The 25,140-nt window shown below is 53.7% G+C and carries 24 protein-coding genes; 14 read left to right on the top strand and 10 right to left on the bottom strand.

Annotation, left to right across the window (positions count from 1 at the left end):
- Positions 1-189 precede the first annotated feature (189 nt).
- The 3 genes from RHH53_RS12770 (at position 190) to RHH53_RS12780 (ending at position 3,535) form a co-directional block, all read left to right on the top strand.
- Positions 190-426: a hypothetical protein gene (locus tag RHH53_RS12770; protein WP_206200467.1), complete on the top strand. Its 237-nt coding sequence runs from the start codon at positions 190-192 to the stop codon at positions 424-426.
- Positions 427-509: 83 nt separating this feature from the next.
- Positions 510-2,258 carry a mechanosensitive ion channel family protein gene (locus RHH53_RS12775; protein ID WP_310743879.1) on the top strand — a complete coding sequence of 583 codons (1,749 nt, stop codon included), beginning with the start codon at positions 510-512 and terminating at the stop codon, positions 2,256-2,258.
- The gene (locus RHH53_RS12780; RefSeq protein WP_302678472.1) at positions 2,258-3,535 is read left to right on the top strand and encodes an NAD(P)/FAD-dependent oxidoreductase; all 1,278 of its coding nucleotides are present in this window, start codon (positions 2,258-2,260) and stop codon (positions 3,533-3,535) included. Before RHH53_RS12775 ends, RHH53_RS12780 begins: the two co-directional genes overlap by 1 nt.
- Here RHH53_RS12780 and RHH53_RS12785 read toward each other — a convergent pair.
- The 3 genes from RHH53_RS12785 to RHH53_RS12795 are packed head-to-tail and all read right to left on the bottom strand — an operon-like array spanning position 3,469 to position 5,376.
- Positions 3,469-4,230, bottom strand: a complete 762-nt coding sequence (locus tag RHH53_RS12785; RefSeq protein WP_206200469.1) for a carbon dioxide-concentrating mechanism protein — start codon at positions 4,228-4,230, stop codon at positions 3,469-3,471. The two genes, RHH53_RS12780 and RHH53_RS12785, sit on opposite strands and share 67 nt — an antisense overlap.
- The gene (locus RHH53_RS12790; RefSeq protein ID WP_206200470.1) at positions 4,230-4,994 is read right to left on the bottom strand and encodes a pantothenate kinase; all 765 of its coding nucleotides are present in this window, start codon (positions 4,992-4,994) and stop codon (positions 4,230-4,232) included. The genes RHH53_RS12785 and RHH53_RS12790 overlap by 1 nt, the downstream gene beginning before the upstream one ends.
- Positions 4,975-5,376 (bottom strand): AbrB family transcriptional regulator, encoded by a 402-nt coding sequence (locus RHH53_RS12795; protein WP_302677341.1) that lies wholly within the window; start codon positions 5,374-5,376, stop codon positions 4,975-4,977. Before RHH53_RS12795 ends, RHH53_RS12790 begins: the two co-directional genes overlap by 20 nt.
- A gap of 421 nt (positions 5,377-5,797) precedes the next feature.
- Here RHH53_RS12795 and RHH53_RS12800 point away from each other — a divergent pair, with 421 nt between their 5' ends.
- The 3 genes from RHH53_RS12800 (at position 5,798) to RHH53_RS12810 (ending at position 9,649) form a co-directional block, all read left to right on the top strand.
- Positions 5,798-6,934 carry an ABC transporter permease gene (locus tag RHH53_RS12800; protein ID WP_302677340.1) on the top strand — a complete coding sequence of 379 codons (1,137 nt, stop codon included), beginning with the start codon at positions 5,798-5,800 and terminating at the stop codon, positions 6,932-6,934.
- Positions 6,935-6,981: 47 nt separating this feature from the next.
- Positions 6,982-8,157, top strand: a complete 1,176-nt coding sequence (locus RHH53_RS12805; RefSeq protein ID WP_315863382.1) for a SpoIIE family protein phosphatase — start codon at positions 6,982-6,984, stop codon at positions 8,155-8,157.
- Positions 8,158-8,230: 73 nt separating this feature from the next.
- Positions 8,231-9,649, top strand: coding sequence for a hypothetical protein (locus tag RHH53_RS12810; protein WP_310453800.1), 1,419 nt, complete (start codon positions 8,231-8,233; stop codon positions 9,647-9,649).
- On the opposite strand, the gene RHH53_RS12815 is transcribed toward RHH53_RS12810, so the two are convergent.
- The 3 genes from RHH53_RS12815 to RHH53_RS12825 all read right to left on the bottom strand — a co-directional run bounded on the left by RHH53_RS12815 (position 9,646) and on the right by RHH53_RS12825 (position 12,315).
- Positions 9,646-11,268: an MBL fold metallo-hydrolase gene (locus tag RHH53_RS12815; RefSeq protein WP_302678474.1), complete on the bottom strand. Its 1,623-nt coding sequence runs from the start codon at positions 11,266-11,268 to the stop codon at positions 9,646-9,648. The two genes, RHH53_RS12810 and RHH53_RS12815, sit on opposite strands and share 4 nt — an antisense overlap.
- 32 nt (positions 11,269-11,300) lie before the next feature.
- Positions 11,301-11,435: a hypothetical protein gene (locus tag RHH53_RS12820; protein WP_256468078.1), complete on the bottom strand. Its 135-nt coding sequence runs from the start codon at positions 11,433-11,435 to the stop codon at positions 11,301-11,303.
- Between the two features lie 64 nt (positions 11,436-11,499).
- Positions 11,500-12,315 (bottom strand): FAD-dependent thymidylate synthase, encoded by an 816-nt coding sequence (locus RHH53_RS12825; RefSeq protein ID WP_302677336.1) that lies wholly within the window; start codon positions 12,313-12,315, stop codon positions 11,500-11,502.
- A gap of 136 nt (positions 12,316-12,451) precedes the next feature.
- On the opposite strand from RHH53_RS12825, the gene RHH53_RS12830 reads away from it, so the two are divergent.
- The 7 genes from RHH53_RS12830 (at position 12,452) to RHH53_RS12860 (ending at position 21,830) form a co-directional block, all read left to right on the top strand.
- Positions 12,452-13,087 carry a Uma2 family endonuclease gene (locus RHH53_RS12830; RefSeq protein ID WP_302678475.1) on the top strand — a complete coding sequence of 212 codons (636 nt, stop codon included), beginning with the start codon at positions 12,452-12,454 and terminating at the stop codon, positions 13,085-13,087.
- A gap of 155 nt (positions 13,088-13,242) precedes the next feature.
- The gene (locus RHH53_RS12835) at positions 13,243-14,073 is read left to right on the top strand and encodes an alpha/beta fold hydrolase (protein ID WP_206200477.1); all 831 of its coding nucleotides are present in this window, start codon (positions 13,243-13,245) and stop codon (positions 14,071-14,073) included.
- Positions 14,074-14,076: 3 nt separating this feature from the next.
- Positions 14,077-15,411 (top strand): GGDEF domain-containing protein, encoded by a 1,335-nt coding sequence (locus RHH53_RS12840; RefSeq protein WP_302677334.1) that lies wholly within the window; start codon positions 14,077-14,079, stop codon positions 15,409-15,411.
- 91 nt (positions 15,412-15,502) lie between these two features.
- Positions 15,503-18,694 (top strand): efflux RND transporter permease subunit, encoded by a 3,192-nt coding sequence (locus tag RHH53_RS12845; RefSeq protein WP_302678476.1) that lies wholly within the window; start codon positions 15,503-15,505, stop codon positions 18,692-18,694.
- A 58-nt stretch (positions 18,695-18,752) separates the two neighbouring features.
- Positions 18,753-19,550, top strand: coding sequence for a phosphate ABC transporter ATP-binding protein (locus tag RHH53_RS12850; protein WP_206200480.1), 798 nt, complete (start codon positions 18,753-18,755; stop codon positions 19,548-19,550).
- 174 nt (positions 19,551-19,724) lie between these two features.
- Positions 19,725-20,369, top strand: a complete 645-nt coding sequence (locus RHH53_RS12855; RefSeq protein WP_206200481.1) for an FHA domain-containing protein — start codon at positions 19,725-19,727, stop codon at positions 20,367-20,369.
- Positions 20,370-20,411: 42 nt separating this feature from the next.
- Positions 20,412-21,830: a protein kinase domain-containing protein gene (locus RHH53_RS12860; protein WP_302678477.1), complete on the top strand. Its 1,419-nt coding sequence runs from the start codon at positions 20,412-20,414 to the stop codon at positions 21,828-21,830.
- 4 nt (positions 21,831-21,834) lie between these two features.
- Here RHH53_RS12860 and RHH53_RS12865 read toward each other — a convergent pair whose 3' ends face one another.
- From RHH53_RS12865 to RHH53_RS12880, 4 genes are all read right to left on the bottom strand, one after another.
- On the bottom strand, positions 21,835-22,974 hold the full coding sequence (locus RHH53_RS12865) for a DUF4335 domain-containing protein (RefSeq protein ID WP_310438644.1): 1,140 nt from the start codon (positions 22,972-22,974) through the stop codon (positions 21,835-21,837).
- Entirely contained in the window at positions 22,974-23,576 is a 603-nt protein-coding gene (locus RHH53_RS12870) for a DUF3038 domain-containing protein (RefSeq protein WP_302677328.1), read from the bottom strand. The genes RHH53_RS12865 and RHH53_RS12870 overlap by 1 nt, the downstream gene beginning before the upstream one ends.
- Positions 23,577-23,585: 9 nt before the next feature.
- On the bottom strand, positions 23,586-23,789 hold the full coding sequence (locus tag RHH53_RS12875; protein ID WP_149821311.1) for a DUF751 family protein: 204 nt from the start codon (positions 23,787-23,789) through the stop codon (positions 23,586-23,588).
- Positions 23,790-23,883: 94 nt separating this feature from the next.
- A complete protein-coding gene (locus tag RHH53_RS12880) occupies positions 23,884-24,522 on the bottom strand; it encodes an HD domain-containing protein (RefSeq protein ID WP_149821309.1) in 639 nt (212 codons plus the stop codon).
- Positions 24,523-24,543: 21 nt separating this feature from the next.
- Here RHH53_RS12880 and RHH53_RS12885 point away from each other — a divergent pair, with 21 nt between their 5' ends.
- On the top strand, positions 24,544-25,056 hold the full coding sequence (locus tag RHH53_RS12885) for an SMI1/KNR4 family protein (protein ID WP_399375819.1): 513 nt from the start codon (positions 24,544-24,546) through the stop codon (positions 25,054-25,056).
- Positions 25,057-25,140: the final 84 nt, after the last annotated feature.

Raw genomic sequence — 25,140 nt, forward strand, 5'->3', positions numbered from 1 at the left:
GAGCATCCCCAAAGAATCACAGGTTTGCAGGAGGGCTGCACTTTAGAAATCGCAACAGAAGTTTGCAGGACTTCATGTGGATTCCCTAACTTTAGTTGCAGCTTCAGCAGATTGCGCCCCAATTTCCGAGGGGCAACGTATGGTAGTAGATAGGTAAAATCTAAAGAAAACCTTAAAAGGAGGGCAAGTATGACCCCCTCTCTCCTCCGGCAGTTCTGGCACTTTGTTGAGCAAGTACAGGTGGGACGATTGTTGAGTATGGATGATCACGCCCTACAGGGGTGGCTGGTGACGCAGTTTAGTGACGTTTATCCTTTAGAGCATAACCAGCGCTATCATCTGGAACGCTACATTTCCTCGCGTCTCTCGTTAATCCGCGATGTGGCAAGGGAGCAGGTGCTGCAAGCTAGGGTCGACTGCCCCTAGGGAACCGTGAACTGAGTTCAGCCTTCAAAAGGTGAGAGGATAGTCCTAGTTCGTGTTGCCGTGCAGAATATCAGTACGTGCGAATGATCAACGGGTATCAGCGATTATGGCGGTGGGGAGCGATCGCCCTTGTGACCTTCTTGCTAGCCATTCTCTCTCCTTGGCCAAGTGTGGCTCAGCTCGCCGTACCCGGCATCAGTCAAACCGCAGTCACCCCCCCACCTCCCGGTGTTACCCGCATTGGTGAGCTGGAAATTGCCGATGTTCGCTTCGATGGCAGCACCCTTTTTACCATTGCTGCGCCGACGGTGCGCGATCGCACTCATCCCAGTGAGGCCATTCCCGTTGAAGTGCGCGCTGAACTCATTGAGTCAAATCTACGGCGCGTCCTCCATAGTGCTATCCGCCAGCGACGGCGATCGCCCGAACTTGTAAACATTGGTGTGGCTCGCCTCAATAATGTGTTGGTGATCAGTGCCCGCATTGGCCAAGCGGAACGCACCACTCGCCTCCTGACGGTGACAGAGGCCGACAGCGACTACCATCAACTGCCCCCTGAAACCCTTGCCCAGCAGTGGCGAGACATTTTGCAACAGCAGATGAACCGAGCGATTCAGGAACGCACCGACACAGCCCTGATGTCGCAAATTCAGGAGGCTGTCTTGATCTTTATCAAGGTGGGTGCAGGTAGTTTCGTCATTTTAATTGTGCAACGCTTCTTGATCCGCCAACGCAAGCATCTACAAGGGCAACTCGACACAGTGACCACTCAAACGACGGAACCGGAGTGGGTTTTGCCGCTTCTGCCCCATCTGCGGCACCACTTTTTTCTCAAGCAGCGCATCAAGCTCATTAGTCTCGTTCGGTATCTACTGTTGTGGGGACAAGTGGCTTTGTGGCTACTCGGCCTAGCGGCAATTCTACGCCTCTTCCCCATGACCCGCTGGCTGAGTTCCCAAGTCTATGGCTTGCCGATTCTGTGGATGGTGGTCTGGTTTGGCACGGGGCTGCTGAATCAATTTGCTGACTTGGCCTTTGATCGCATTCGTGTTTTCTGGGAGCAAAATAATCTGCTCAAGTTTGCTGATACCCAGCGTAAAACCCTGCGGATTAGTACCACTGTGGAAGTGATGCGCGGCTTTAAGACCGTTGTCATTTATTTGATTCGACTAGTGGTTATCTTGGGTTCCTTAGGGGTACCTGTTTCCTCCATTCTCGCTGTGGGGGGCTTTTTAGCCTTGGCCATTTCCCTAGGGTCACAGAACTTGGTGAAGGACATTATCAATGGTCTGCTCATTGTCTGGGAGGATCAGTACGGCATTGGCGATGTGGTGGAAATTGAACCCTACTCCGGCTTAGTGGAAAATCTCAATTTGCGCATTACTCAGTTGCGCAATGCCGAGGGTCAGCTGATTACAATTCCCAATAGTACGATTACCAAGGTAGCCAACCTGACCCGCACTTGGTCACGGGTTAATCTCGAACTGTGGGTGGATATTGAAACCAATCCCGATCGCCTGTTGTCGTTGCTGAATGACTTGAGTATCCACTTTTACGAAGAACCGGAGTGGCAACTGAAGATGCTGGAGCGGCCAGAAGTTCTAGGAATTGATCAGATTACCGCCAGTGGCTTACTCGTGCGCATTTGGATTAAAACCCAACCGGGACAACAATGGGTCGTGGGGCGGGAGTTTCGGCGGCGGGTGCTCAACCTGATGGCCACAGAGGGGATTGCCGTGGGTCGGCTGCATCAACAGCTGCATTTGGCGCGCGATCGCAACGGCAAAAACGACAACGATGAACATACCTATCCTTCTCCTTTGGAATCTTGATGGCAGGTCAGCGCATTTTGGTCATCGGCGGTGGTGCCGCTGGATTTTTTGGAGCGATCGCCTGTGCGACGGCTAATTCTCGCAATCTCGTCACGATTTTAGAAGCTGGGGCAACGCTGCTGAGCAAAGTCCGCATCTCTGGTGGTGGTCGCTGCAATGTCACCCACCACTGTTTTGATCCAGCGCTATTGGTGCAGCACTATCCCCGTGGTGGCAAGGCCTTGCGGGGTGCCTTTAGTCGCTTCCAACCCCAAGACACGATCGCTTGGTTTGAGGCGCGGGGGGTGAAGTTGAAAACCGAAGCCGATGGGCGAGTCTTTCCCGTCAGTGATGACTCAGGAACCATTATTGACTGTCTGGTGCAAGAAGCAACGGCTCTGGGCATTCGCCTCCGTACCCGCGCAGCAGTGAAGGAGATGGTGAAAGTCGGCAATGAGTTTCAAGTCACGGTTGCTCAGCAGCCTCAACCCCTTGTGGGCGATCGCGTCCTTCTGGCCACCGGCAGTAGTTCCCAAGGCTATCGCTTGGCGGCACAATTGGGACACACCATTATTCCCCCCGTCCCTTCGCTGTTTACGTTTCACATTGATGACCCGCTCTTGCAGGAGCGCTCAGGCCTCAGTGTCGAACCCGTGGAAGCAACCCTCAAACTGTTGCAGCAGCCGCCCTTAACCCAAACCGGTGCTATTCTCGTTACCCATTGGGGCTTGAGTGGCCCTGTGGTCTTGAAACTCTCGGCATGGGGGGCACGTGCCTTAGCGGCGCAGAACTATCGCGGCACCTTGGTGGTGAATTGGCTCCCCCATCTGTCACTGCCGCAGATTCAAGGGGAGTTGGCAGCCTGTCGTAGCCATACCCCGAAGCGAGCGATCGCCCGCCATTGTCCCTTTCCGCTGCCGCGCCGCCTCTGGAGCTACTGGACAACCAGCGTGGGGATTCCGGCTGAGCAAACTTGGGCACACCTCAGTAAAAAACAACTGCTGGCACTGGCGGAGGCCTTGCACCGAGGTACCTTCGCGATCGCTGGCAAGGGCGCCTTCAAAGAGGAGTTTGTCACCTGTGGTGGGGTGGCTCTCAAGGAAGTGGACTTTAGAACCATGGCCAGCCGCTGCTGTGAGGGGCTATTCTTTGCGGGCGAAGTTCTCGATATCGATGGCGTGACGGGGGGCTTTAATCTGCAAAGTGCGTGGACAACGGGCTGGATTGCCGGTCAGGGATTGGCAGAGGGTTCGACGGGCACCGTTTCGGCAGGCGCTTCCACGGCCACACTCTCTTGAGCCGCACCTTGAAGGGCAAGGGGTTCGGTTTCTTTTTGCTTGAGGGTGAGGGGTAGGCGCAGGGGTTGCAGTTCCCGTTGTAGGGCGGGTGCCAAGGGCAACGATTGATCCAAATCCTCAAGGGGACGAGGTACCAACATCACTGCATGGAGTTCACCAATGCGATCGGCTTCTGCCATCCCGGCCTCAAGGGCGATCGCGGTATTGGAGGCCGTGCCGCGAATAATGGCCGTACATAGACCGGCGCCAATGGTTTCGTAGGCCGTTAGGATCACATCTGCCGCCTTGAGCATGGCATCCGCTGCCCCCACCATGGCTGGAAATCCTCGCGTTTCCAATAGGCCAACTGCGTGGCTACTGAGGCGATGGCCGCGACTTTTAGAGGCAATCTGGGCGAGGAGACTGCCAATCGGAAGAATTTTCTCTAGGTTGGGGTCAGGCCGGGGAATGACTAAGGTACTGAGTTCTTGACCAAACTGCTGTGCCCGCTCAGCGCCCTCTTCCACAGCTAGACGCACATCGGCAATTCGCCCGCGCACGATTGCGGTACAGTGGCCACTGCCAATTTTTTCATAGCCCACTAGGAGGACATCGGCGGATTTGAGCATGTGATCGGCAATGCCCACTATCGCCGGAAAGCTCTGGGCTGAAACCAGTCCCAAGGCTAAATCCGTAAAGTCATCCCGTCGCTCCATTAGCGGAAGTCGTCAATCCTGTTCATCGGGTGCATTTCTATCTTAACGGTTGGGTTGCGGAGGGCGCGGATCCCCCAAAAAACCAGATGATCATCTTCATGCCAGCGATCGGCATCTAAAAATGTCTTTAACAGTTCACTGAGAAAGGGGCGATCGCCCCCGGTCACAATCACCGTACCTTGGGGAAACGCCTGAAAAAAGGCGCCCAGATAGGCGTGCAACATGGCGGCAGTACCGTAGTAAAGACCGCTTTCAATCGCTGTGGTAGTAGTGGTTCCCCAACGGGGGGGTGGTTCGGGGGGAAGCGTCACATAGGGTAACGCCGCCGTATAGTCCGCCAGTGCTCGTGCCATTAACCCAACACCCGGGAGAATCACACCGCCCGCAAATTCAGCGCGATCGTTGGCTAGGGTCAGCGTTAATGCAGTTCCCGCATCCACCACACACACTGGTGCCCCATAAACCTGAAGCGCTCCCCAGAGGGCAAGGGCACGGTCAATCCCTAGGCTGGGGTACATCCGAGGAATGGGAATATCCTCGAGGGTGAGGGCGATCGCCGTCGGATAGACTTGGTGCAAGGACACAGCACCAACACTCGCACCCCAGCAGGGGAGGTTGGGATAGTTTTGGGCAGGATTAAAGGCAAATTCCTCAGGGGTGAGGTGCCAAGTGCGGCTGAGGTGTTCACCCGTAAAGAGAGCCCAGTGCTGCCGACTATTGCCAATCATTAGGGCAAACCATTGATTACTCTGTGGGGGCGCCATCCACTTCTTCTGGATCGATGAGATAGAGATGAATATGTTTATACCCCCGCTTAATTTTGAAGGTATCCCCCGGCTTTAGGTTCATGGCTTTGGTATAGGCAGCACCAATGACAATCTGGCCATTTTGGTGCACCTTCACTCGATAGGAGGGCGATCGCCCCCGTCCTGATTGACCATTGACGTCTTTTTCTGATGACTGGACTTCTAGTCCGCCGGCAGCGAGTACCGCTTCGTAAAATTTCCCTAAGTTAACACGCACCTCACCAGATTTTGTGACGCGATAGTAGCCACAGAGCTTTGCGGCTTCTTTACGGGATGCAGAACCCAGTTCACTTAATCGCTGCAAGAGTGCTTTACCAGTTAGGGGCTTTGGTTTTTCCATTCGCTCTATATTTCCTCTGTCAGAACACTATTCAAATGAATAAAGCAACTCAATTGTTCTTTAATCAACAGGTACCTGCACTAGAGAGAAAAAGGGAGCCTGCGAGAATGATCTGACTAGAAATCATTAGATTTAATCAAGTTACCACTTTATTTGAAACACAAAGTATTTTTTTAACAATATGTTAGTTTGAAGCAATCAGTATAATCATATAGTGATACCGAATCTATTTAACAAGAAAAGGAATTTGATGTTAGTTTGTTAAGTTTTATTTATCACTTATTGATTTTTGAGTCAAATTTATCTATAGCATCATGCCTCTCTAAAAATAGGGAAGACATGTCGGCATTGAGTCTGTCAGAGCAGCCCTAGGATAGCAAAAAGGCTGTATAGTGGCTGTACCCTAGCGGATGAGTGACGAATGACCCCTTGGCAAGCGTTGCGGCGCAACCCCTTAGTGATGGTCAGTTTGGGGGTGTTGCTGACGTTGTACCTGCTGGCGATCGCCGCGGATTTTATTGCTCCCTACAGTCCCTATACCTTTCAAGTGGAGGGTGCGCTGCTGCCCCCTACCCGCATTTACTGGCGCACCCCCAACGGTCAGTGGCTTGGCCCCCATGTCTATCCCACCCGCTTGGGGCCTGTGAACTTGGAAACAGGGGAACGTCCTCTGATTGTAGACTGGCAGGAACCGTCGCCGATTCGCCTCTTTGTCAAGGGCAGCCCCTATCGCTTCTTGGAAATTACCCTGCCCCTACCGACTCGCTGGAGTCTCACCAATCCACAAATTGAACCACGTACGATCTTTGCCGGGTTCCCCAGCGATCGCCATCTCTTTGGCACGGTGGGTAAGGGCTATCTGAATCTGTTGGGCACGGATGACCAAGGACGCGATCAGTTCAGTCGGCTGCTCTTTGGTGCCCGCATTAGCCTCAGTATTGGCCTAGTGGGGGTGGCGATCGCCTTCCCGATTGGCATTCTGGTGGGGGCAATTTCTGGCTACTTTGGCGGCTGGCTCGATGCCGTTTTGATGCGGGGCGTTGAGGTGCTGATGACGCTGCCGACCATCTATCTGCTGGTGGCTTTGGCGGCAGTACTCCCCACGGGACTCAGTAGTGGTGAGCGATTTTTGCTAATTACCGTAATCACATCCTTTGTGAGTTGGGCGGGGCTAGCACGGGTGATTCGCGGTCAGGTGCTGGGGATCAAAGAAATGGCCTTTGTCCAAGCGGCGCAGGTAATGGGGGGGCGATCGCTCTATATTATTGTGCGGCACATTATTCCCCAGACAGCAACCTACGTGATGATTGCCGCAACGCTCTCGATTCCCAGCTTTATTGTGGCGGAATCGGTACTCAGTCTCATTGGTCTAGGCATTCAGCAGCCGGATCCCTCTTGGGGCAATATGCTCTCGTTGGCAACGAATGCCTCAATCTTAGTGTTGCAGCCATGGTTAGTCTGGGCACCCGCCACACTGATTGTACTGACGGTGCTGTGTTTCAACATTGTTGGCGATGGCCTGCGGGATGCCCTTGATCCGAGGCAAACCCCAAAATAGCCAAGAGCCTTGGGATACACTAGGGGGAGATTTTGCAGGCTGAAGCTATGAGCGGCGATCGCCAGCCCTATCGAATTCTCGTCATTGATGATGACCCTACTAGCCGACTGCTGCTGCGCAAAACCCTAAAGGATCTGGGCTACCAGGTCTCGGTTGCTAGCCATGGCCGCGAGGGAATCGCGATCGCCACCGCTGAGAAACCCGCCCTGATCATCTGCGACTGGATGATGCCCGAACTGGACGGCCTAGAGGTGTGCCGTCAAATCAAGCAGGATCAGGAACTCTCCCGCAGTTTTTTTGTGCTGCTGACCGCCAAGGGGGAACTGGAGGATCGCATTCAGGGCTTAGATGCTGGTGCGGATGAATTCTTATCCAAGCCCATTGACCCCAATGAACTGCGGGCACGGATTCAGGCGGGTCTGCGCCTTTATCAACTTAACCAAGATCTGCTCAAGCAGAAACAACTCCTTGAGGCGGAACTGCACGAGGCTGCGGATTATGTGCGATCGCTCCTACCGGCTCCCCAAGAAGCCCCCTGCAAAATTAACTACTACTTTTTGCCGTCAAGTCAGTTGGGCGGCGATTGCTTTGACTTTTTTGGGGTGGGCGATCGCTATTTAGTGCTCTACATTCTCGATGTTTCCGGCCATGGCTTGGGGGCGGCTCTGCCTTCGGTCTCCGTCTTGAACCTCCTGCGCAGCACCACGCGAGAGCAAACGAGCGGCACATTTGACTATCTGCACCCTGCCCAAGTCCTCGAAGCCCTCAACAATGGCTTTCAAATGACGGATCAGCACGAGAAGTATTTCACGATTTGGTACGGCGTGTACGATCGCCAAACACGGCAGTTGACCTATGCCAGTGGTGGACACCCGCCGGCACTACTCCTCACCCCTGAGGCTGATGGCTGGCGAGCAACTCTCCTCAAGACACCGGGCATTCCCATTGGCATGTTTGCTGACATGGCCTTTAGCCAAGCCACGATTGAAGTCCCCCCTTCGGCAGTTCTCTACCTCTTTAGTGACGGCATCTATGAGTTTGAAACAACCGACAATCGGGTTTGGGGTCTCGAAGCCTTTAGGGAGTTGCTCATTGCTGCCCACACCCAAGACCCTGTGCCGGCGCTGCCCCAGTTGATTGCCCAAGTGCAGAGCCATGCAGCGCCCGATGCCTTTGGCAGTGATGATGTTTCATTGGTGCAAGTGGCCTTTCCATCGGCTTAACTTTGCATCTGAGATTGCATAATGTGGCCTTTTCTGTGCAATATCCTAAGCAGTGGGAGAGTGAAAATGAGCTATGGGCGGATGGGAGTTTTTACTGCAAAAGGAGGGCGATCGCGCTTGGTTGCCCCTAGAACCACCCTCGGCGGAAGTTTTGGAGGGCAGTTACCGCTTGATGGCGCGCTGTCCGGTTGCCGAAACCTCGGTGGAAGTGCAAATTACCCATCTTTACGATGATCAGGGGGTGCCCAAGCAGCGCTACCAACGCCGCACCCACCGCAGCAGCTCCACAGGACTCATGGGTATTCTGCCCTTTACGTATTTGCAGGCGGGGCGTTGGGAATTTCAATGCCGTGTGGCCCAAGAGGGGGTGCTGGATGCAGAGGTGTTTGCGATCGCCCTTGATGTCCTTGCCCAAAGCGAAGAGTGGGATTTGCCGGCACCAGAAACCTTGCCTGCGGTTCCAGAGCAGCCGGTGAAAGCTGCCGACCCCCCTAAGCCGCAAGCACCCTCCCCTGCTGAGCTGCCCACGACGCTCATTGAGCTGCCCCAAAGTGCCTATACGATCTTTGCCGATGAAACGCTGGTTTTAGAGGGCACAGTTGCCGTTCCCGGTACGGTGGTGATTCGTTTGCGCAATCCCGTCACCCGCGATGTGGTGCAGGAGCACTCAGTGCCCGCGATCGCCCGCGAGGGGAAATGGGGGTTTCATTGTACACTCACCCCCTTGGCCGATTATCCAGTCATGGTGGGGGAAGCCCGCCTCCTGCCCAACCAACCCCTAGAGCACAGCGATCTTCGCCAAGTGCAAGCCTTTATGGTCACGGTGTTACCGGCACCGGAGATGCCTGCCGTCTCTGCGCCCCGCCAACCCGCCCCATCTAAGAGCGAAACACCCGCTGGCCCGCAGTTGCCCATCTTAGGGGATAAGACTCTCGAACCTGTGCCAGTGAGCGGCTTTTCCCTACCGCCCCAACTGAAGCCTGTAAAAGCCCCTGTTGTCGTGGATTTGCCTAGCTTTTGCCAGCCCCTATCTGCCGTTACCGTGCCGCCACCTCGGGATTTGCCCATTGATCGCCAAGAGCGATTTTGGTCGCGATTGCAACAGTTAGCGGAATTAGCGCCCCCCGTTGAACCCACACCGCCAGTATCCACGAATCCTAAGAGTCCCTATCTATTGACCCCCCCCCAGCTCCTGCTGTCACCGGAGCCACTGGTATCGCCGCTGCACCTCAAGGTGAATTTGCCGGCAACACAACGGGGTTGCTCTGTGAAGGTGTGGATCACCAATGGCGAAACAGGAGAGTTAATTGCTGGCCCCCGCTGGCTCGTGGAGTTTGATTTTTATCGCTATGGGGACTACTGGCAAACCGTGCTTCACATTGACGTGCCCGCGAGTGTGCGTTCCATTGCCCTGATGGCGATCGCCATTGACCCCAAAACAGGCGCGGAAAGTCCGACGGTCACCCTGCGGCGACAGCTCCAAGGGGCCTAGCTTTCGGGTTCCGGCTGTGTTTCTGCCCGCTCAAAGGCTGGACAATAGCCCTCTGGTGCCACTTTGAAGTTGTAGAGCGCAGAAGCCTCGTTCCAGCAGCGCTGACCGCGATAAAACTGGCAATTAAAACAGCTCTCCTGATCGGGGGCGATCGGGGTCGATGTTCCACCCAGCACTTCCTTGGGGGTCATGCCGCGAATCAGCAACTGCTCCCCCTGCCATGAGGCAAGGACAAAGCCCGTATCCGCCAACCGTCGCCAGCGTGGATCTGTGGTAATAGAAGCGGGTAGGCGAATCATCGCTTCATCGTTCCACTCACTCACCTCCCCCTCATAGGCCAGTTGCACCAACGAACTCGGCGTCGAAAGCGTCAGTTGGCCAATGGGAAATTGAATCGTTGAGCCACTGGTGGGGGTGTGCAGATGGTAGCGGTTGCTCAATTCATTCAGGCTGGCTAAATCGGCAAGGTAGTTGGGGTCGCCGTGGATAAGCACCACATGCTGCGGGCGAATATTGTGAATCAGTTGCGTCGTTGCAGGGCCATCGGCATGGAGGGAAAGTAAAAACGTATCCACCTCTACATTGGGCAAGCTGGCTAAGGTAGGATCACCGCCCCGAAAAGGCTGACCATAGCGCAGACGTGGATAGAGTACCAGCCAAGGCCGTTTCCCCTGAGCTAGGTAGGGACGCAGGTCTTGATCCTCCTCCACAAGGACAATGGTGGGGGCTGCGCCTCGAATTTGCGCCAAATCGCTTAAGGGCTGCACTTGGGGTTTGACCCGCTGATCCCAAAAGAGGGACTGGTGTTGGGCAAAATTTTGAATGGCCGTGGGTAAATGGGGCAAAACCGTGAGGTAGGCATCACAGCCGCGAGCGATCGCTGGCGTGACCCAAATTTGAATCGGCTGTCCCGTAAAAAGATGATGACTGCGCAGTAGGATGAGAATTTCTTGAGCAGTACCGAGGGGCGGCAGCGGCAGTAGGACATTGTAGCCTTGATCAACCGCCGTGCGGATGCGTTCTGCCAGTTGGTTTTCCTGTTGACGGCGGTGGGGATGACGCGCGGTGCCCAAGCTGGCCTCAATGATCAGCACATCCGGCTGCAATCCTCGCAGATCCGCAAGGGGTAGCCCTTCCGTAAAGCGAGTATGGGACAGGAAAAAATCCCCAGTATAGACCACGCTCAGGGGCGATTGCTCTGGGTTGGGGTCTTGGTAGGTGAGGGCAAAAACAGCAGCCCCCGGTAAATGCCCTGCAGGAAAGAGTTCGGCGGTCAGGCCATCCCCAAACTCAACGGGCGATCGCCAAGGCAAAGCACGACAGAAAGGGGGAACCGTTTCATGCGGCCAATTGAGGGGCAAAAGCTGGGTCGTGACCTCACTGGCATAGATGGGAATATGGGGAAAACGGCGATGGAGTGCCAATAGACTCTGGGCATGATCCGCGTGGGCATGGCTACAGAGCACCAAGTCAAAGGGATGCTGTTCAATTTCATCAAGGGGCAAAACATCAAGGGACGGCACACCACAGTCCAGCAAAATCCGATAGGTGCCAATTCCTAAGCCAATGCACACCCCCTCATCTGCGTGACCCACCCCATAGTTGAGGCACTCGATCATGAATGACGAACAGTCACCCTCCTTGGTTAGCTTTAGTGAGCAGAACCGTTGCCGTGGTAGTTATCGGTGTCGTAGAAGCCATTGCGGGTGCCAAAGACCAAACACAGCAAAATAAACACCGGCGTAATGGCCAGTAGAATGGGTTTCACGTTAATAGCAACGTCCATGGCTGCACTCCTCGCTCTTGTCAACTCAGTCAATGGTGTCTTCTGCTACTCAGTGTATCGTGGATCATTGGGGGGCATGTGCTGATTTTCTCTCCTCAAAGTAACGCAACTGCCGCCAACCCACAAAATTGGCATAGGGCTGGCGATCGCCCATGCATTCTGCCACGTGTTCTAGGGGCGACAGGTGCTTCGGTTCTGCCCCCGCCAAGCGTTGATAAAGCGCCAGATCAGAGGCGGGGTCACTGCGTTGGCCATCCCGCAGATAGTAGGACACCCGTGCACAGCGAGCCACGGACATGTACTTACACTCCTCAAGGCTATATTGCTCGCGCTCACTGGGATCGATATAGGGAAGGTGCCAATCCCCCACCGCCACAGGTGTCGGTTCATGGGTTTCCAGCAAATGCTGAATCAGCTTAGCCAAGGCTTGCATTTCGGGCTGGGCATCGGGGTGGTTGCGCAGGCGCAAAAAATTATCCCACTCCGTGCTACTCACCACCGTTTGCATCCACAGCCACGGCTCCAGCATGCGGTTCACCACCTGCTTGTGAATGCCTAGTTCATGGAGTTGGCGTGCCCCCTCAAGAACCGCGAGGCGGGTTTTCAGCCAAATTTCCTTGGCAGCCTCCTTATGTTCACTTTCTTGGCGCGCCTGCATCCCCCGCTGGTTTTTTCCCCAATGGTAAGGAATGACCGGGTTGTGTTCGACTTGCTCCATCATTTTGGCCACAGGCACCGCTCGCGAACTAGCGGAATTACGGGAAAACACGCGATGGGTGAGCAGTTCACTATGGATAAAACGCGGATACGTCAGTTGCAGCGTCACCAAGCGCACCCCTGCTGGCGAAATTGAATCGGCAATCACACGCCCGTCTTGCATCTTTGTCTCGTCTGAATCTCTGCCTTTTCTAGGCTAGTGCAAGGGGAACACTGTCCGCGCGATTCGCAACCGCAAAGCGCGTCAACCTTGATGCTGTGGCACAGTGGAACTAGACCTGTTGTGGATATACCTTGCCATGTATGCGGTTGTTTCTCCAGCCAAAATTATTCTTCCCCCCGGCAGTGTCCTACGCATGCCCGGTACGTGGCAAGATTACTGTTGCCTCCGCAACAGCCGTGGCGATGGTTCGATTCCCCGCATCAAGTTTCGTCGGGGGGAAATTTTGCTCATGAGTCCCTTACCCCGTCATGGCCGCGAAGCGAATATCGTTGCCGATGTTGTCAAAATTTTGCTGGATAGTGAGGAGCGCAATTACGAAGCCTTTACGCCGATCACCATGGAGATTCCTGAGATGGGTGGCATTGAGCCTGACTATTGCTTCTATATTGACAACTGGACGGCAGCCGTCGGCAAAGACCGTATTGATTGGCAAACCGATCCGCCACCCGACTTGGTGATTGAAATTGATGTCACCACCTATACGGCGGCTGAGGACTACCTTCTTTATCGCGTTCCTGAAGTGTGGCTCTTCAAGTCAACGGGCTTGAGCATTTATGCTCTCGATGGCCAGACCTATGTCCCTCGATCCAAAAGCCGCTATTTTCCAGACATTAACTTAGTAGCGTTGATGAGTGCTGTCCTCGAAGAGGCGGCAACCCAAGGCACAGGGGCTGCGCTGCGACGGTTGCGGCAACGGTTCGCCGGTCAATAGCAAATTGTTAAAGATTTCTTTCTCAGGTGAATGGAGTTTTGTAAGATCATCTAGGTGCTATGTTTTTTCTAGCATTGCCCTTCAAGTTTCGAACTCAATTTATCCACTGAAAATTAAAAAAACTTAATTAATTGGCTGAGTAGTGCGAAACGTTTATGCAAATCACGCATCAAGTTGCTGGTCTTCCCGAGTCTCTCAAGCCATACGTCCAGATTGACCAGTGGGGGACAGTTCCCGTTGTTCTAGGACACGGTTTTGGTACCGATAAAAGCGCTTGGGATTACCTAATGCCTTTCTTCCCTGAGGGCTTCACCTATATTCGCTATGATCTTGCAGGCTGTGGCTCCGACGAAGACACGTTGCGCCGCTACGACCTGCAAAGACACAGTCATTTGTATGGTTATGCTGACGATCTCATTGAATTACTAGATAGCCTTGGTGTCCAATCCTGCATATATGTTGGTCATTCCGTCAGTTGCATGATTGGCGCAATTGCCGCGATCGCCAGACCTGACTTGTTTCGACGACATATCTGGCTCAACCCCTCCCCTTGCTATCTCAAAGATGAGAATTATCCCGGTACCCTCACCCCCGAAGACCTACAGGCCATTTATGACGCCATGGTCACCAACTACCAAACATGGGCTGCGGGTTTTGCTCCCCTGATGTTTGGCCTGACCGAGGATCACCGGCTAGCTGATTTTTCAAAAACCCTCTTTCGATTGCAGCCAAGTGTTGCATTGCGCACACTTCAGGTCATTTTTGATTCTGATACAAGGGCGTTTGTGGGCAAAGTCTTTCAACCCGTGCACCTCATTTTCAATCGTGACGACTTTGTGGTTCCCCAACCTGTGGCACTGTGGCTGCAGGGGAAACTGCCAAATAGTACACTTGATTGGATCGACGCGCGAGGCCATCTTCCCCACATGACTCATCCTGAGGCCGTTGGCTCTTTACTCAAAAAATATATAATCCATTCTGATTAGGGCATGCTCAAAAGTTTGCACGAACACCTCGCCCGCCAACTTCTCCCTACTCCCGATGCCATTACAGCATTTTGTCATCTAGTTGCTAATTGGTCGCAGTCTGAGCTTGTCTTAGCCTTAACAGTCGATGAACATGGCAATCGGGCAGAGATTATCACCACAACCAGCACCAGCCGATTTCCCAACGTCGAAATTATTGCTCCGTGGCCAGATTTGGTTGAGGAGGCTGTCATTGATATCACGCCTTTTCTAAAACTGCCTTCTATCTTTTTCTGCCTTTTGGATAAGGTTGAGCGAATCGTTTATATTCCCTGCGGTGAGCCAGAGCAGTGGCGGCAAGGGTTGCTATTGGTGAATCCCGTAGAGGGGCTGCTGTGCCAACTCGCAGAACAAAAAGGCTACATTGCAGCTCTTTACCGGCAACTGTTGGCTCATCATCGCCAACGGCAAAACAGCTTCATCTTTGAAGTGCAATTCCAAGATATTTTCGACACCGTGCCGCTGGGCTTGGTTTTGATCAAGGGGGATGGCTCTACAGCGATGGTTAATGCCTATGCCAGTCAATGGTTGCAACTGCCAGCCGGAAGCCATCCGGTTCAGATTGTTGCCGAGCACATGAAACAAGCACGCCAGAGATGCGATAACCGCGATGAGTTAACCAGAATTTTTCAAGGGCTGAGTGCCGATGCCAACTTTAGTGCAAAGGGGGAGTGTCTGATGGGCGAGAAAACCTTCCTCATTGATACCCACCCCGTGCGAGGCGACAGTCGGCTAGGGCGTGTGTGGATCGTTTCTGACATCAGTGATATGCGCCAGCGAGAGCAAGCACTTTTGGCCTTGGCTTGGTTGGATCCCTTGACTGGGGCGTTTAATCGCCGCTTTCTCTTGAGTCGGGTTGAGGCTTATCAGTCCCAAGCAGCGACAGGAGACGCGCTGCTAATCGTCATGATTTTCGACATTGATCACTTTAAGCGCATCAACGATACCTATGGGCATGATCAGGGCGATGTGGTTCTGCGCACATTGGCGGCAAGGACAAAGCAGGTGATAGAGGCCTGTAAAGATAGTATTTTGGTTCGCTGGGGAGGCGAAGAATTTGTGCTGTTGTTTTTTGCCACCAATGAAGACCATGCTAAATCCGTTGCCGAGGAACTTTGCGCTGTGGTGAGAAGCCAACCAATTGAACTAGGGGATCAGCAGTTTTTGACTGCAACCATTAGTTTGGGTGGCACGCTTTTTCGACCCGGTGAACAGGTGCTCAGTGACTCGATTCCTCGCGCGGATCAAGCCTTGTATAAGGCGAAACATGGGGGGCGCGATCGCTGGGTTTGGGCATGACACTTTACCCCACTGACTGGGATGAAAGCTCAGAAACGATTTGTTAGAGTAGCGGTGTCTAAAGGATGACTTGTACACCAGTTAAACTTGCATGACCTCCCCACGGTTTAGTTTTAGCGGCTTGGCGGTGACCCGCCACATCGGCACCCTGATGCTGACCCTGACTGTCATTGTGTTGGCGGTCTTTATTCTCATGCGGCTGCAAGTGGATTTGTTGCCGGCGATTACGTACCCGCGCATTGGGGTACGGCTGGATATTCCGGGCGTGGTACCTAGTGTTGCTGTTGAGGAGGTGACCAAGCCCCTTGAGGAAGCCCTGAGTCGCACGGAGGGGGTGGTGCAGGTCTATTCGCAAACCCGCGAAGGTCAAGTCAGTATTGATTTATTTTTTGAACCCGGTGGCGATGTCGATCAAGCCTTAAATGAAGCCACTGCTGCTTTTAACCGTGCCCGCAGTAGGTTGCCGGATATTATTGAGTCGCCGCGCCTCTTTAAGTTTGATCCGTCACAATTGCCGGTCTATGAGTTTGCCCTAACCTCAGAAACCCTCAGTGGCCGTGAGTTACGGGTCTTTGCCGACGAAGATTTGGATCGAGAGCTGAGTGTTGTCCCCGGCGTGGCGGGAGTCGATGTCTCTGGGGGGACAACCGAAGAAGTGCGAATTCTTGTGGATCTGGATCGATTGCAGGCCACGGGGGTGGGGCTAAATCAAGTTTTAACTGCTTTGAGCGATCGCAACCAAGATGTCTCAGGGGGACGCATTCGCGGCCAAACGGCAGAACCCTTAACCCGCACAGTGGGACGGTTTCGCAATGCCGGTGAAATTGAGGAGGTGATGCTGACGGGTGCCAATGGTCAGCGAGTCTATCTGCGGGATGTAGCGCAAGTCATAGATGGCAGTGCCGAGCAACGGGTATTTGTGACCCTCAATGGCCAACCTGCCGTCAAAGTCAGTATTCTTAAGCAGCCGGAAGCCAATACGGTGGAAGTGGCTGATGGTATCAAGCGCCGTTTAGCCGAGTTACAGGCAGCCAATCTCGTGCCCCGCGATGCGCAGATCATTCCTGTCCTTGATGAGTCGGTTTATATCCGCAACTCCCTGAACAATGTGATCACGGCAGGCCTGACGGGAACCCTGTTGGCGGCGATCGCGGTGCTGCTGTTCCTTGGCTCGGTGCGGCAAACCCTGATTATTTTGCTGGCCATTCCCCTGTCAACGATGGCCGCGATGTTGCTGATGGGGCTATTTAACTTCTCCCTCAATGTGTTTAGCTTGGGTGGACTCGCCCTTGGGGTTGGCATCGTTGTGGATAACGCCATTGTGATGTTGGAAACCTTGGCGGATATTGACCCCCACCCCATGAGCCAAGAACAGTACCTTGAGGAGGTAAAACGGCGTAGCCAAGGCATCGAATCAGCGCTTTTGGCCTCTACCCTCACTAACTTGGTCGCTATTTTGCCCTTTTTGTTGCTGGGGGGCTTGATTGCGCTGCTCTTTAATGAGTTGATTCTAACGATTAGTTTTGCGGTTGCCGCATCGCTGCTGGTGGCACTCACGGTCGTGCCGGCCTTGGCCTCCCGCCTTTTGGGGGTGCCGGTGCAAAATCGCCTACGGCAGGTCGCGTTTATTCGCCTTTTTAATGAAAAGTTCCTCTGGCTGACGGGGCGCTATGAATGGGCCTTGGGGCAGGTGCTACGGGCACGCTGGCTGGTGGTGGGGCTGGCGATCGCCCTTCTAGGGGGAGGCAGTTGGCTTTTAGCTCAGCAAATTCCCCAAGAACTGCTGCCGCGCATTAATACGGGTCAAGTCAACCTCATGGCCATTTTTCCACCGGGAACCCCCCTGCCCACCAGTCGGCGGGTCATGGCGGCAGTGGATCAGGTGCTGATGGCACAACCGGGCACAGAGGCCGTCTTTACCACAACGGGGGGTGCCCTCTTTGGCACGAATACAATTGCCAATCCGCTGCGAGCTAATAGCAACATCATTCTACGGCGTGGGGTGAATGTGGATCGCTACATTACAGAAGCAACAAAAGCCCTTGATCAACTTAACCTCCTGGGGGTGCGGCTGCGCTTGAGTCCCGGCCAAGTGCGCGGCATTATTCTCACCAACTCACCTGTACGCGGTGCCGATGTGGATGTGATGCTGCGGGGCAGTGATGAGCAGACCCTCAACCGCTTTGGTCGCCAAGTCCTCCAAGTCCTTGATGAAAAGGCTACATTGGTGCGCTTTCGTCCCGATGTAGATCCTCGCCAGCCAGAAATTGAAATTCTGCCGGATTGGGAGCGCGTCAGTGAACTGGGGCTGAATACCCTCAACCTTGGCCAGACGATTCAAACCGCCTTGGAGGGGTTTGTGCCCACCCGCCTGCAACGGGGCGATCGCCTAGTGGATATTCGTGTCCAACTGGACAGTGAAAGCATTCAAACGCCCGCTGACCTGACAACGATTCCCCTTTTTACCGCCAATAACCGTCCCCTCCGCCTTGGGGATGTCGCTCGCATCGAACCCAGTCAAGCCCCCGGTGAAATCCGCCGCATTAACCAGCAGCAGGTCTTTATGCTAGCGGGCAATCTTGTTGAAGGTGCCAGTCTCAGTGCTGCCCTTGCCCAAGTGAATGACATTCTCAACGATCTGGAGTTTCCGCCGGGGGTGTCCCTAATGCCAAGTACGGCGGCTCAAGCCAATCAGCAATTGCAACAGGCCTTAGTGGTCTTGGGTAGTTTGGCGGCCTTTCTCGTGTTTGTGGTCATGGCGGTACAGTACAATTCGCTGCTTGACCCCCTAGTGATTATGTTTACCATTCCCTTGGCCTTGGCCGGTGGCATTTGGGGCTTGTACCTGACACGGACGGCCATTGGCGCCACGGTCATTGTCGGTGCCATTTTGCTTGTGGGGATTGTCGTCAACAATGCCATCATCATGGTGGAGTTGGCGAATGAGATTTACCGACAGGAGGGCTGTAGCCGTAGCCAAGCCATTCGCAAAGCTGCCCCTGCCCGTCTGCGCCCGATTATGATGACCACGATTACAACGGTGGTGGGGATGTTCCCCTTGGCATTGGGGCTAGGTGAAGGCTCAGAATTTTTGCAGCCCCTTGGCATTGTTGTGTTTTCTGGCTTGGCTGTGGCAACACTGCTCACCCTCTTTCTTATTCCCTGTTTTTATGTGATTCTGCACGGCTTTGAGCGTATCGCCCAGCGCAGTCTTCCTGAGCCATTACCAGCACCAGTCGTTCCCCCCACGAGTCCCTCCCCTGAGGAGCTTCAGGAACGCTAAGCTGTAGGCCAACATTACTGTTTAGAGTGGTAGTGACGCCTCTGCCCAAGTCCTGCCGATGACTGCTGTTGACCCGCTTGCCGTTGGCCAACATACTCTCCTTGAGGTACGCCAACTGAGCGTGTTTTACCGCAATCAACCGCTGCTCAGCAATGTCAGCCTCACGATTCAGCCGCGCCAACTGGTGACCTTGATCGGTGCCTCTGGGTCTGGCAAGAGCCTACTGTTAAGCTGTTTGAACCGCTTGATTGAACTTTTTCCGCATCTCCATGTGACTGGCGAAATTCACTATCGGCAGCACGCCCTCAAGGAGTGGAATGCGTTGCAACTGCGCTGTCGTATGCCGATGATTTTCAGCAGACCGAGTCTCTTTCCAACATCAATCTATGAAAATGTCGCCTTTGGTGCTCGGGTGCATGGCTATCAAGGGGATCTCGATGCCCTTGTGCAATCTTCCTTGGAACAGGTGAATCTGTGGCAAACTCTGAAGAATCATTTGGGCGAGCCGGCACTAGAGCTATCCCTAGAGCAGCAACAACGCCTTTGTCTGGCGCGGGCGATCGCCCTGCAACCGGAGATTCTGTTACTGGATGACCCCTGCAGGGGGCTTGATACTACTGCGACCCGCCGCATGGAGGAGTGTCTGTGCCACCTCAAACAAACCTACACCCTGATCATGGCAACCCATCACCTACGACAAGCAGCGCGGATTTCCGACTGGACAGCCTTTTTAGCCCTGCAAACCAATCCTCAGGGACAGACAGTGGGTCAACTGATTGAGTACGCTCCCACGCGCTTACTTTTTCAAAGGCCACAGCATCCCTTAACCTGCGATTATGTCAGTGGTCGTTTCTAATCATTCTCACTGAGCAGCAGTTTGGCAATGAACCCGTATAGAATTGGGGTGTAAAAGCTAACCTAAATATAGAGGCAGCTAGCTTTTTTAGCTTTACTCTGGGAAGTAGAGAGAAACGATGGGTACCTTAATCTTAGGTTGGTTGGATCGGCAGTGGCATAGGACATCATTTCTATGATGATCTGTTCCGAGTGTTTCCATCCCAATCCCGTTGGTGCTGTTCAATGTGAAGTGTGCTTTTCGCCCATGCCCAGTATGACTCCTTGTCCAAATTGCGGTGCCCCAGTTCAACCAGACGCTAGTTTTTGTGGCCAGTGTGGTTTCAATCTGCGTCGCCTTGCCGTCAGTGCACCCCCAATGCCAGAGGTAATGCAACACACAGCCAGTGCTGCACCAACCGTGGAAGCCGTTGCCCATCAAGGCCGCCTGACAACGCTACCCCCGCCGCCCCCACCACCGGCCCATGTCTTCTCGGTTGAGATTGCCACCATTGAAGCCAAGCTGATTCATGTGCAAACTCGCACAGAACTGCAAATTCCCACAGGGCGTCCCGTCATTCATATTGGCAAGCCCAATGATCGGATTCCCCCCGATATTGATGTGGCTGGCTTTCCCAACTCAGAAATTGTCTCCCGTATCCACGCAGATCTGCGGATTGAGGGGAATGCCCACTATATTGAAGATGTGGGAAGTGCTAATGGAACTTACATTAACAATACTCCCCTTTATCCGGGCAATCGTCACCGCCTGCAATCGGGCGATCGCATTGCCTTAGGCAAGGGAGATTTAGTCACTTTTATCTATGAACGCATCTCCTAGTTCTTTAGAGTGTATTCAGGTACGAAGAGGCGGTTAGACAACGTGATTACATTGACATTACTCCATCCCGTTCAAGCCACCCCAGTCCAAAGCTGGACCTTTGAGAATGAAAATGTCATCCGTATTGGCCGAGCAGTCGATAATCACGTCGTGCTCTATAGCGCGGTGGTGTCGCGTCACCATGTGGAACTCCGTCGTAATGGCTTGCAATGGGAAGTGGTCAATCTTGGCACCAACGGCACCTATTTGGATGGCAAACGTATTCAACAGGCAACCTTGATGGATGGTGGCATCCTGCGTTTGGCTCGCTCTGGACCCAATATTCAAATTCGCCTCGGTTCTGATCAGCGTCCCACCACTCCCAATGTCCGCATGGAAACGGTGCCCGAAGGTCGCTTGGTGGATGTTGAGAAGGGCACCTATTCAGGGGAAGAAGAAGCCATCGGTACAGCCGCCGAACCCACCTCCCGTGCTGAAGAAAGCACCCCCACCACCAGTAGTAGCAGTGCCACCGCCCAAGCGGAGGAAGAGGCTGAGTTTGCGGTGACAGGCCAACTACCGGTTCATTTACTCAGCGAGTGGCGTGCTCCCCCCGATTGCCAGCACAACCATGCCCAAGAGAACGATGTTTTTTGCATTGACTGCGGTGTGCCTCTGCGCGTCTGGAAAACCCTCGGCAACTACCAGATTATTCGTGCCCTTGGTCAAAGCAACATTTATTTGGGCTGGCGCAGTGGCTTAACGGCGGTGATTAAGGGACATAGTCTTGCGGCGTCACGCAACGAAATCCGTGCCTTTCAGCGCCAAGCGCGGCAATTGTGCAAAATCGAGCATCCGGTCTTACCCCAGTTTTGGGAGGCCTTTCAGTGCGGCAGCGATTCCTACTTGGTCTCAGAAATGATCTATGGCCAATCCCTAAAACAGCGGATTCAGGATCAAGGGCCAATGAACGTGATTGAGGTCAGTCGTTGGCTGATTCCTGTGTGTGAATTGCTTGAGGTGCTGCACCAGCAAGCCCCCCCTGTGTTGCATTTACACATTCGTCCCTCCAATCTCATTCATCCCTACGTTAAACGGGAAACAACAGAACTCGTGCTTGTGGGCTGGGGCAAAGCATCCGTCTTAACCTCTGACTCAGGGACATTTATTGGGACAGTGGGCTATTCGGCGCCAGAACAGCAGGAGGGAAAACCCGAACCCGCTTCCGATCTATTTGCCTTGGGGGCAACGATGGTGTACTTGCTCACGGGCTATGAACCAGAAACCTATTTCCGCTGGGGCACCCGTGAATATCGTCTCTATGCCGAGGACATTCCCCATTTGGATCCGCTGATGGTGGATTTAATTAACTGCTTGACCCATCCTGATCCTCGGGAACGCTATCCCAACGCCGCCGAAGTCAAGAAACGCTTGCAGGAAATTGCGACGATTACCCCCGCCGTCTCTTCAAGTGCCTCATAGAACATCAATTTTCACCAAACACTTGCACGCTTCCAGAGGGCATCAACACTAACCGCAGTAAAATCGGGCGATCGCCCCCCAAGGGACTGGCAAGGGGGCTTTGCTGTAAAGGAATTGGGGTGCGATCAATAAAGCGAACGGCTGCACCATTGAGGGGCAGCGCTTGAGCAAGGGTGCCATCGGGGTTGAGCACAATGCGGTATTCCAAACTCGTGTCTAAACTGGCCGGTGGGCGCCAACGGTCTTGAAAATAGGTTTTCACCTCCCGCAGGGTGGTTGCAGGGACGGGGGTGGTTTCGGCTGGAGGGGTGATCATTGGGGCAGGTTCAATACTGGCGGGCGCGCGGCCAGCGGGAGCTTGCACCACCACGTTATTTTGATCAGGGGGTTGCGGGGGAGGTGCCTCTTGGGGAACAGGGGGCGGGGGTGGCACGATCGCTGGGGGCGGCATTTCTGGCGGTGAGGGCAGCGGCACAAGGGTAGATGTTTCAGGGGCAGCTGGCGGCGGGCTAGGTAGGGGAGCCAGTTGTGGGGTTTCCGCAGGTTCTGGCAATTCTGGCAAAGGGGATGGCATCGCTAGGGGAGGCAAGTTAGGTTCCTCACGGGTGGCCTCAGAGGAAGTGACGACCATTGAAGCGGGGGGGATGAGCCAACGTTGGGTAACAAGGGTGAAGGCAGCAACCACACCCACGGCCACCGCTGCACTTTTGGCCCAGATTGGGATTTGAGCAACAATTGATTGGGCGCGCTCCACCAGTTCCGGCAACGGCTCCATCACGGCAGACCAGTCATCAAGAACCGTCACCAAATCGTATAGTTCTGTCAGTTGCAGAAGAATTACCCGCCCATCGGGTAGATGGAGTTCATGTTCGAGGGGCAATCGCGATCGCAGGACAAAGCCCTCTGCGGTTACTTCTGTCGGTGTTTGGTGATGACTCAGGAAAGCCTCAATATACTCGTTGACCAGCGTTTTGAGTTGATAGAGCTGGCGATCGTTGCCCTCAAAGCAGAGTTTTTCTCCGACAGCCAGTGTAAAGTGGAGCGATCGCACCGGCGCACGGCGCCGCTTCTGACTGAAGGGCAAAAATTCAGCAGCAACATCCAATTGGCAGGTGGGTTGAGAGTAGCTGAGGGTGGTACTCATTAGACATCGGAATGGGGAAACAGGGTGGGCAATTCAGGAGCTGGTGCAGGTATTGGTTCAGGTTCCACCAACGATAGTGAGGGGGGCGCGGGAGTAGTGCGTTCTAGCAGGGTGATCCAAAGGCGACGTGCCCCTTGGGGCGTACTGTAAAAGAGCAAATCCACGAGTAAATCTAAGGCCAGTTGTGCCAATTCACGACCATCGCTGCTGTTGTCGGCCATTCGCTCTTGATACAAATTGGTGAAGCGGTCAATGTAATCCCCGAGAATGGGTTCTAAGTGGGGCGGGCGACCTTGACTCGTCTGCTGTTGCCAGCGTTCAATGGCGGTGCGGATGGTTTGCTGGTGTTGCTGCGCTAAGCGGGTGCAGATCAAGGCCAAGGCACGGGCTTCATCCACATCCAATTTGCGTCGCCCATTACGACCTCGCCGCAGGGGACTTGATTGCCGCAGTCGCCATAACCCCACGCGATCGGGCAAATAGGCCTCAAACCCCATGACTTCTGCCAATGCTAGTACCTCTGCCGAACCCACATGAGCCAAGGCTTCGAGACTCAGCAAAATCAGGTCAATTTGTGCCTTGATGGGCAGGGAAGAGGTCATCGTGCCACCTTATGCAGCGGTTAAACCCAACATTGCGCGTAACGTCAATGCCACAAATGTGAGGAGTCCCACCATGAGGCCAATAAGGGCGATCGCGCTCAGCGGACGCTTCAAAAGAGGCACCAATGGCTCAACGACATTCCACACTACGCCCAATAGAACCGTAACAAAATACCGTTGGTAGCGCAGGACATTTTCCCAAAAGCCATCCATTGATTGATGCTCCTAACTTGGTGACGCCAGTGGGCTTGAAATTGCTTTCATGATACTACTCCTGCGGAGACTCTAGGGAAGCACCACCCTTGGCCTATACCATAGGCACATAACTAGACGGCAGCACAAAGCCCTCCCGACTCACAACGGCACGGGTCAGTTCTTGGTAGGTGTGTTGCAACTGCTCTAACAGGCCTAGAGGAATAAGATGAGCACCCTCAAAGGCAGCAATCAACTCGCGGTAGTACCAAAGAACCCCCTCTCGACCCGCCCGAAAACGTGCCCAAACATCACCACCAATGTTGCCATAGTCTCTAAGAATGCACAGTAGGTTGTGCAATTTATCACTGGCGGAGACCAGTTGAGTGTCGCGATCGGCAGTGGTGCCCTGTTGGATGTGTTTGATATAGGCTAGTTTGCGAGTTGCCCAAGGCAATTTTGCATCTCCTTCTAGGGTATTGGCCACTGAATCAGAACAGGCGCGGACAATTGCAGCAACGCGATCGCCATAACGCTCACGAATAGCCTCTAGGGTCAGCAGTCCCCCTTGATCTTCAACAGCATCATGGAGCAAGCTGGCGATCGCCACATCCTCATCGGCACCATACTCAAGGGCGATCATTGATACTGCGACTAAGTGGGAAATATAGGGCACATTTGATCCCTTGCGCGTTTGTTCACGATGCAGAACAGCGGCATACTCCAAAGCATCGAGATAACGTAGAGAGGGCATCTGCTTCACCTCAAGCATCTATTGCTATTGTGCAACAGCTCTTTTCTGAAATGTGGCGTACATAAAGGGGATGCGATTCTCTTCTGTACCAGTTTTCAGAGTTTTGAGTGTCTTTGGCAGCAATACGAACTCGATCAAGACATTGGCCGCAGTTGCCAAGACCCTGATTTCTTTAGCATTTCCTTTTGGAAGAGTCGGGTGGCTTCCCAAGTTATTTTTATCAAAGGGGCGGTGAAACCGTTGATTTATTATCCCCACTGGATTCCAATTACTTGTATGAATGGTAACATTCTGCGATACATTGACCTTGACCCCGCGACTACAGGGACGATCGGGCAGGTGATCGAGGTTTGTGACGAAAACTCTAGCTATGAAGTTCTTGCTAATTCCTTTGAAGAGCTACTCAGTCACGATGCTCAGCAGTTGATCGCAGGCGACTATCAATTCAATCCAGAGTATGAAGAAATCATGCTTCAAACCCCCAAAAATATACTGGAGTGGGAAATGCCAGACTGGCTGGCACGCTTGGCTTAAGGGAGAATCACCATGCACTTGTCATATTTAGATTACATTATAAAGATTTGTTAACAAATTGAATTGCTTATTGTTGTCAAGGAT

Source organism: Thermosynechococcus sp. PKX82, from assembly GCF_031583255.1.
Classification (GTDB): Bacteria; Cyanobacteriota; Cyanobacteriia; order Thermosynechococcales; family Thermosynechococcaceae; genus Thermosynechococcus.

What these genes read in the sequence shown, in the direction of transcription:
- RHH53_RS12770 (WP_206200467.1), top strand. Translation starts at nt 190, where the DNA reads ATGACCCCCTCTCTCCTCCGGCAGTTCTGGCACTTTGTTGAGCAAGTA.
- RHH53_RS12775 (WP_310743879.1), top strand. Translation starts at nt 510, where the DNA reads ATGATCAACGGGTATCAGCGATTATGGCGGTGGGGAGCGATCGCCCTT.
- RHH53_RS12780 (WP_302678472.1), top strand. Translation starts at nt 2,258, where the DNA reads ATGGCAGGTCAGCGCATTTTGGTCATCGGCGGTGGTGCCGCTGGATTT.
- RHH53_RS12785 (WP_206200469.1), bottom strand. Translation starts at nt 4,230, where the DNA reads ATGGAGCGACGGGATGACTTTACGGATTTAGCCTTGGGACTGGTTTCA.
- RHH53_RS12790 (WP_206200470.1), bottom strand. Translation starts at nt 4,994, where the DNA reads ATGGCGCCCCCACAGAGTAATCAATGGTTTGCCCTAATGATTGGCAAT.
- RHH53_RS12795 (WP_302677341.1), bottom strand. Translation starts at nt 5,376, where the DNA reads ATGGAAAAACCAAAGCCCCTAACTGGTAAAGCACTCTTGCAGCGATTA.
- RHH53_RS12800 (WP_302677340.1), top strand. Translation starts at nt 5,798, where the DNA reads ATGACCCCTTGGCAAGCGTTGCGGCGCAACCCCTTAGTGATGGTCAGT.
- RHH53_RS12805 (WP_315863382.1), top strand. Translation starts at nt 6,982, where the DNA reads ATGAGCGGCGATCGCCAGCCCTATCGAATTCTCGTCATTGATGATGAC.
- RHH53_RS12810 (WP_310453800.1), top strand. Translation starts at nt 8,231, where the DNA reads ATGGGCGGATGGGAGTTTTTACTGCAAAAGGAGGGCGATCGCGCTTGG.
- RHH53_RS12815 (WP_302678474.1), bottom strand. Translation starts at nt 11,268, where the DNA reads ATGATCGAGTGCCTCAACTATGGGGTGGGTCACGCAGATGAGGGGGTG.
- RHH53_RS12820 (WP_256468078.1), bottom strand. Translation starts at nt 11,435, where the DNA reads ATGGACGTTGCTATTAACGTGAAACCCATTCTACTGGCCATTACGCCG.
- RHH53_RS12825 (WP_302677336.1), bottom strand. Translation starts at nt 12,315, where the DNA reads ATGCAAGACGGGCGTGTGATTGCCGATTCAATTTCGCCAGCAGGGGTG.
- RHH53_RS12830 (WP_302678475.1), top strand. Translation starts at nt 12,452, where the DNA reads ATGTATGCGGTTGTTTCTCCAGCCAAAATTATTCTTCCCCCCGGCAGT.
- RHH53_RS12835 (WP_206200477.1), top strand. Translation starts at nt 13,243, where the DNA reads ATGCAAATCACGCATCAAGTTGCTGGTCTTCCCGAGTCTCTCAAGCCA.
- RHH53_RS12840 (WP_302677334.1), top strand. Translation starts at nt 14,077, where the DNA reads ATGCTCAAAAGTTTGCACGAACACCTCGCCCGCCAACTTCTCCCTACT.
- RHH53_RS12845 (WP_302678476.1), top strand. Translation starts at nt 15,503, where the DNA reads ATGACCTCCCCACGGTTTAGTTTTAGCGGCTTGGCGGTGACCCGCCAC.
- RHH53_RS12850 (WP_206200480.1), top strand. Translation starts at nt 18,753, where the DNA reads ATGACTGCTGTTGACCCGCTTGCCGTTGGCCAACATACTCTCCTTGAG.
- RHH53_RS12855 (WP_206200481.1), top strand. Translation starts at nt 19,725, where the DNA reads ATGATGATCTGTTCCGAGTGTTTCCATCCCAATCCCGTTGGTGCTGTT.
- RHH53_RS12865 (WP_310438644.1), bottom strand. Translation starts at nt 22,974, where the DNA reads ATGAGTACCACCCTCAGCTACTCTCAACCCACCTGCCAATTGGATGTT.
- RHH53_RS12870 (WP_302677328.1), bottom strand. Translation starts at nt 23,576, where the DNA reads ATGACCTCTTCCCTGCCCATCAAGGCACAAATTGACCTGATTTTGCTG.
- RHH53_RS12875 (WP_149821311.1), bottom strand. Translation starts at nt 23,789, where the DNA reads ATGGATGGCTTTTGGGAAAATGTCCTGCGCTACCAACGGTATTTTGTT.
- RHH53_RS12880 (WP_149821309.1), bottom strand. Translation starts at nt 24,522, where the DNA reads ATGCCCTCTCTACGTTATCTCGATGCTTTGGAGTATGCCGCTGTTCTG.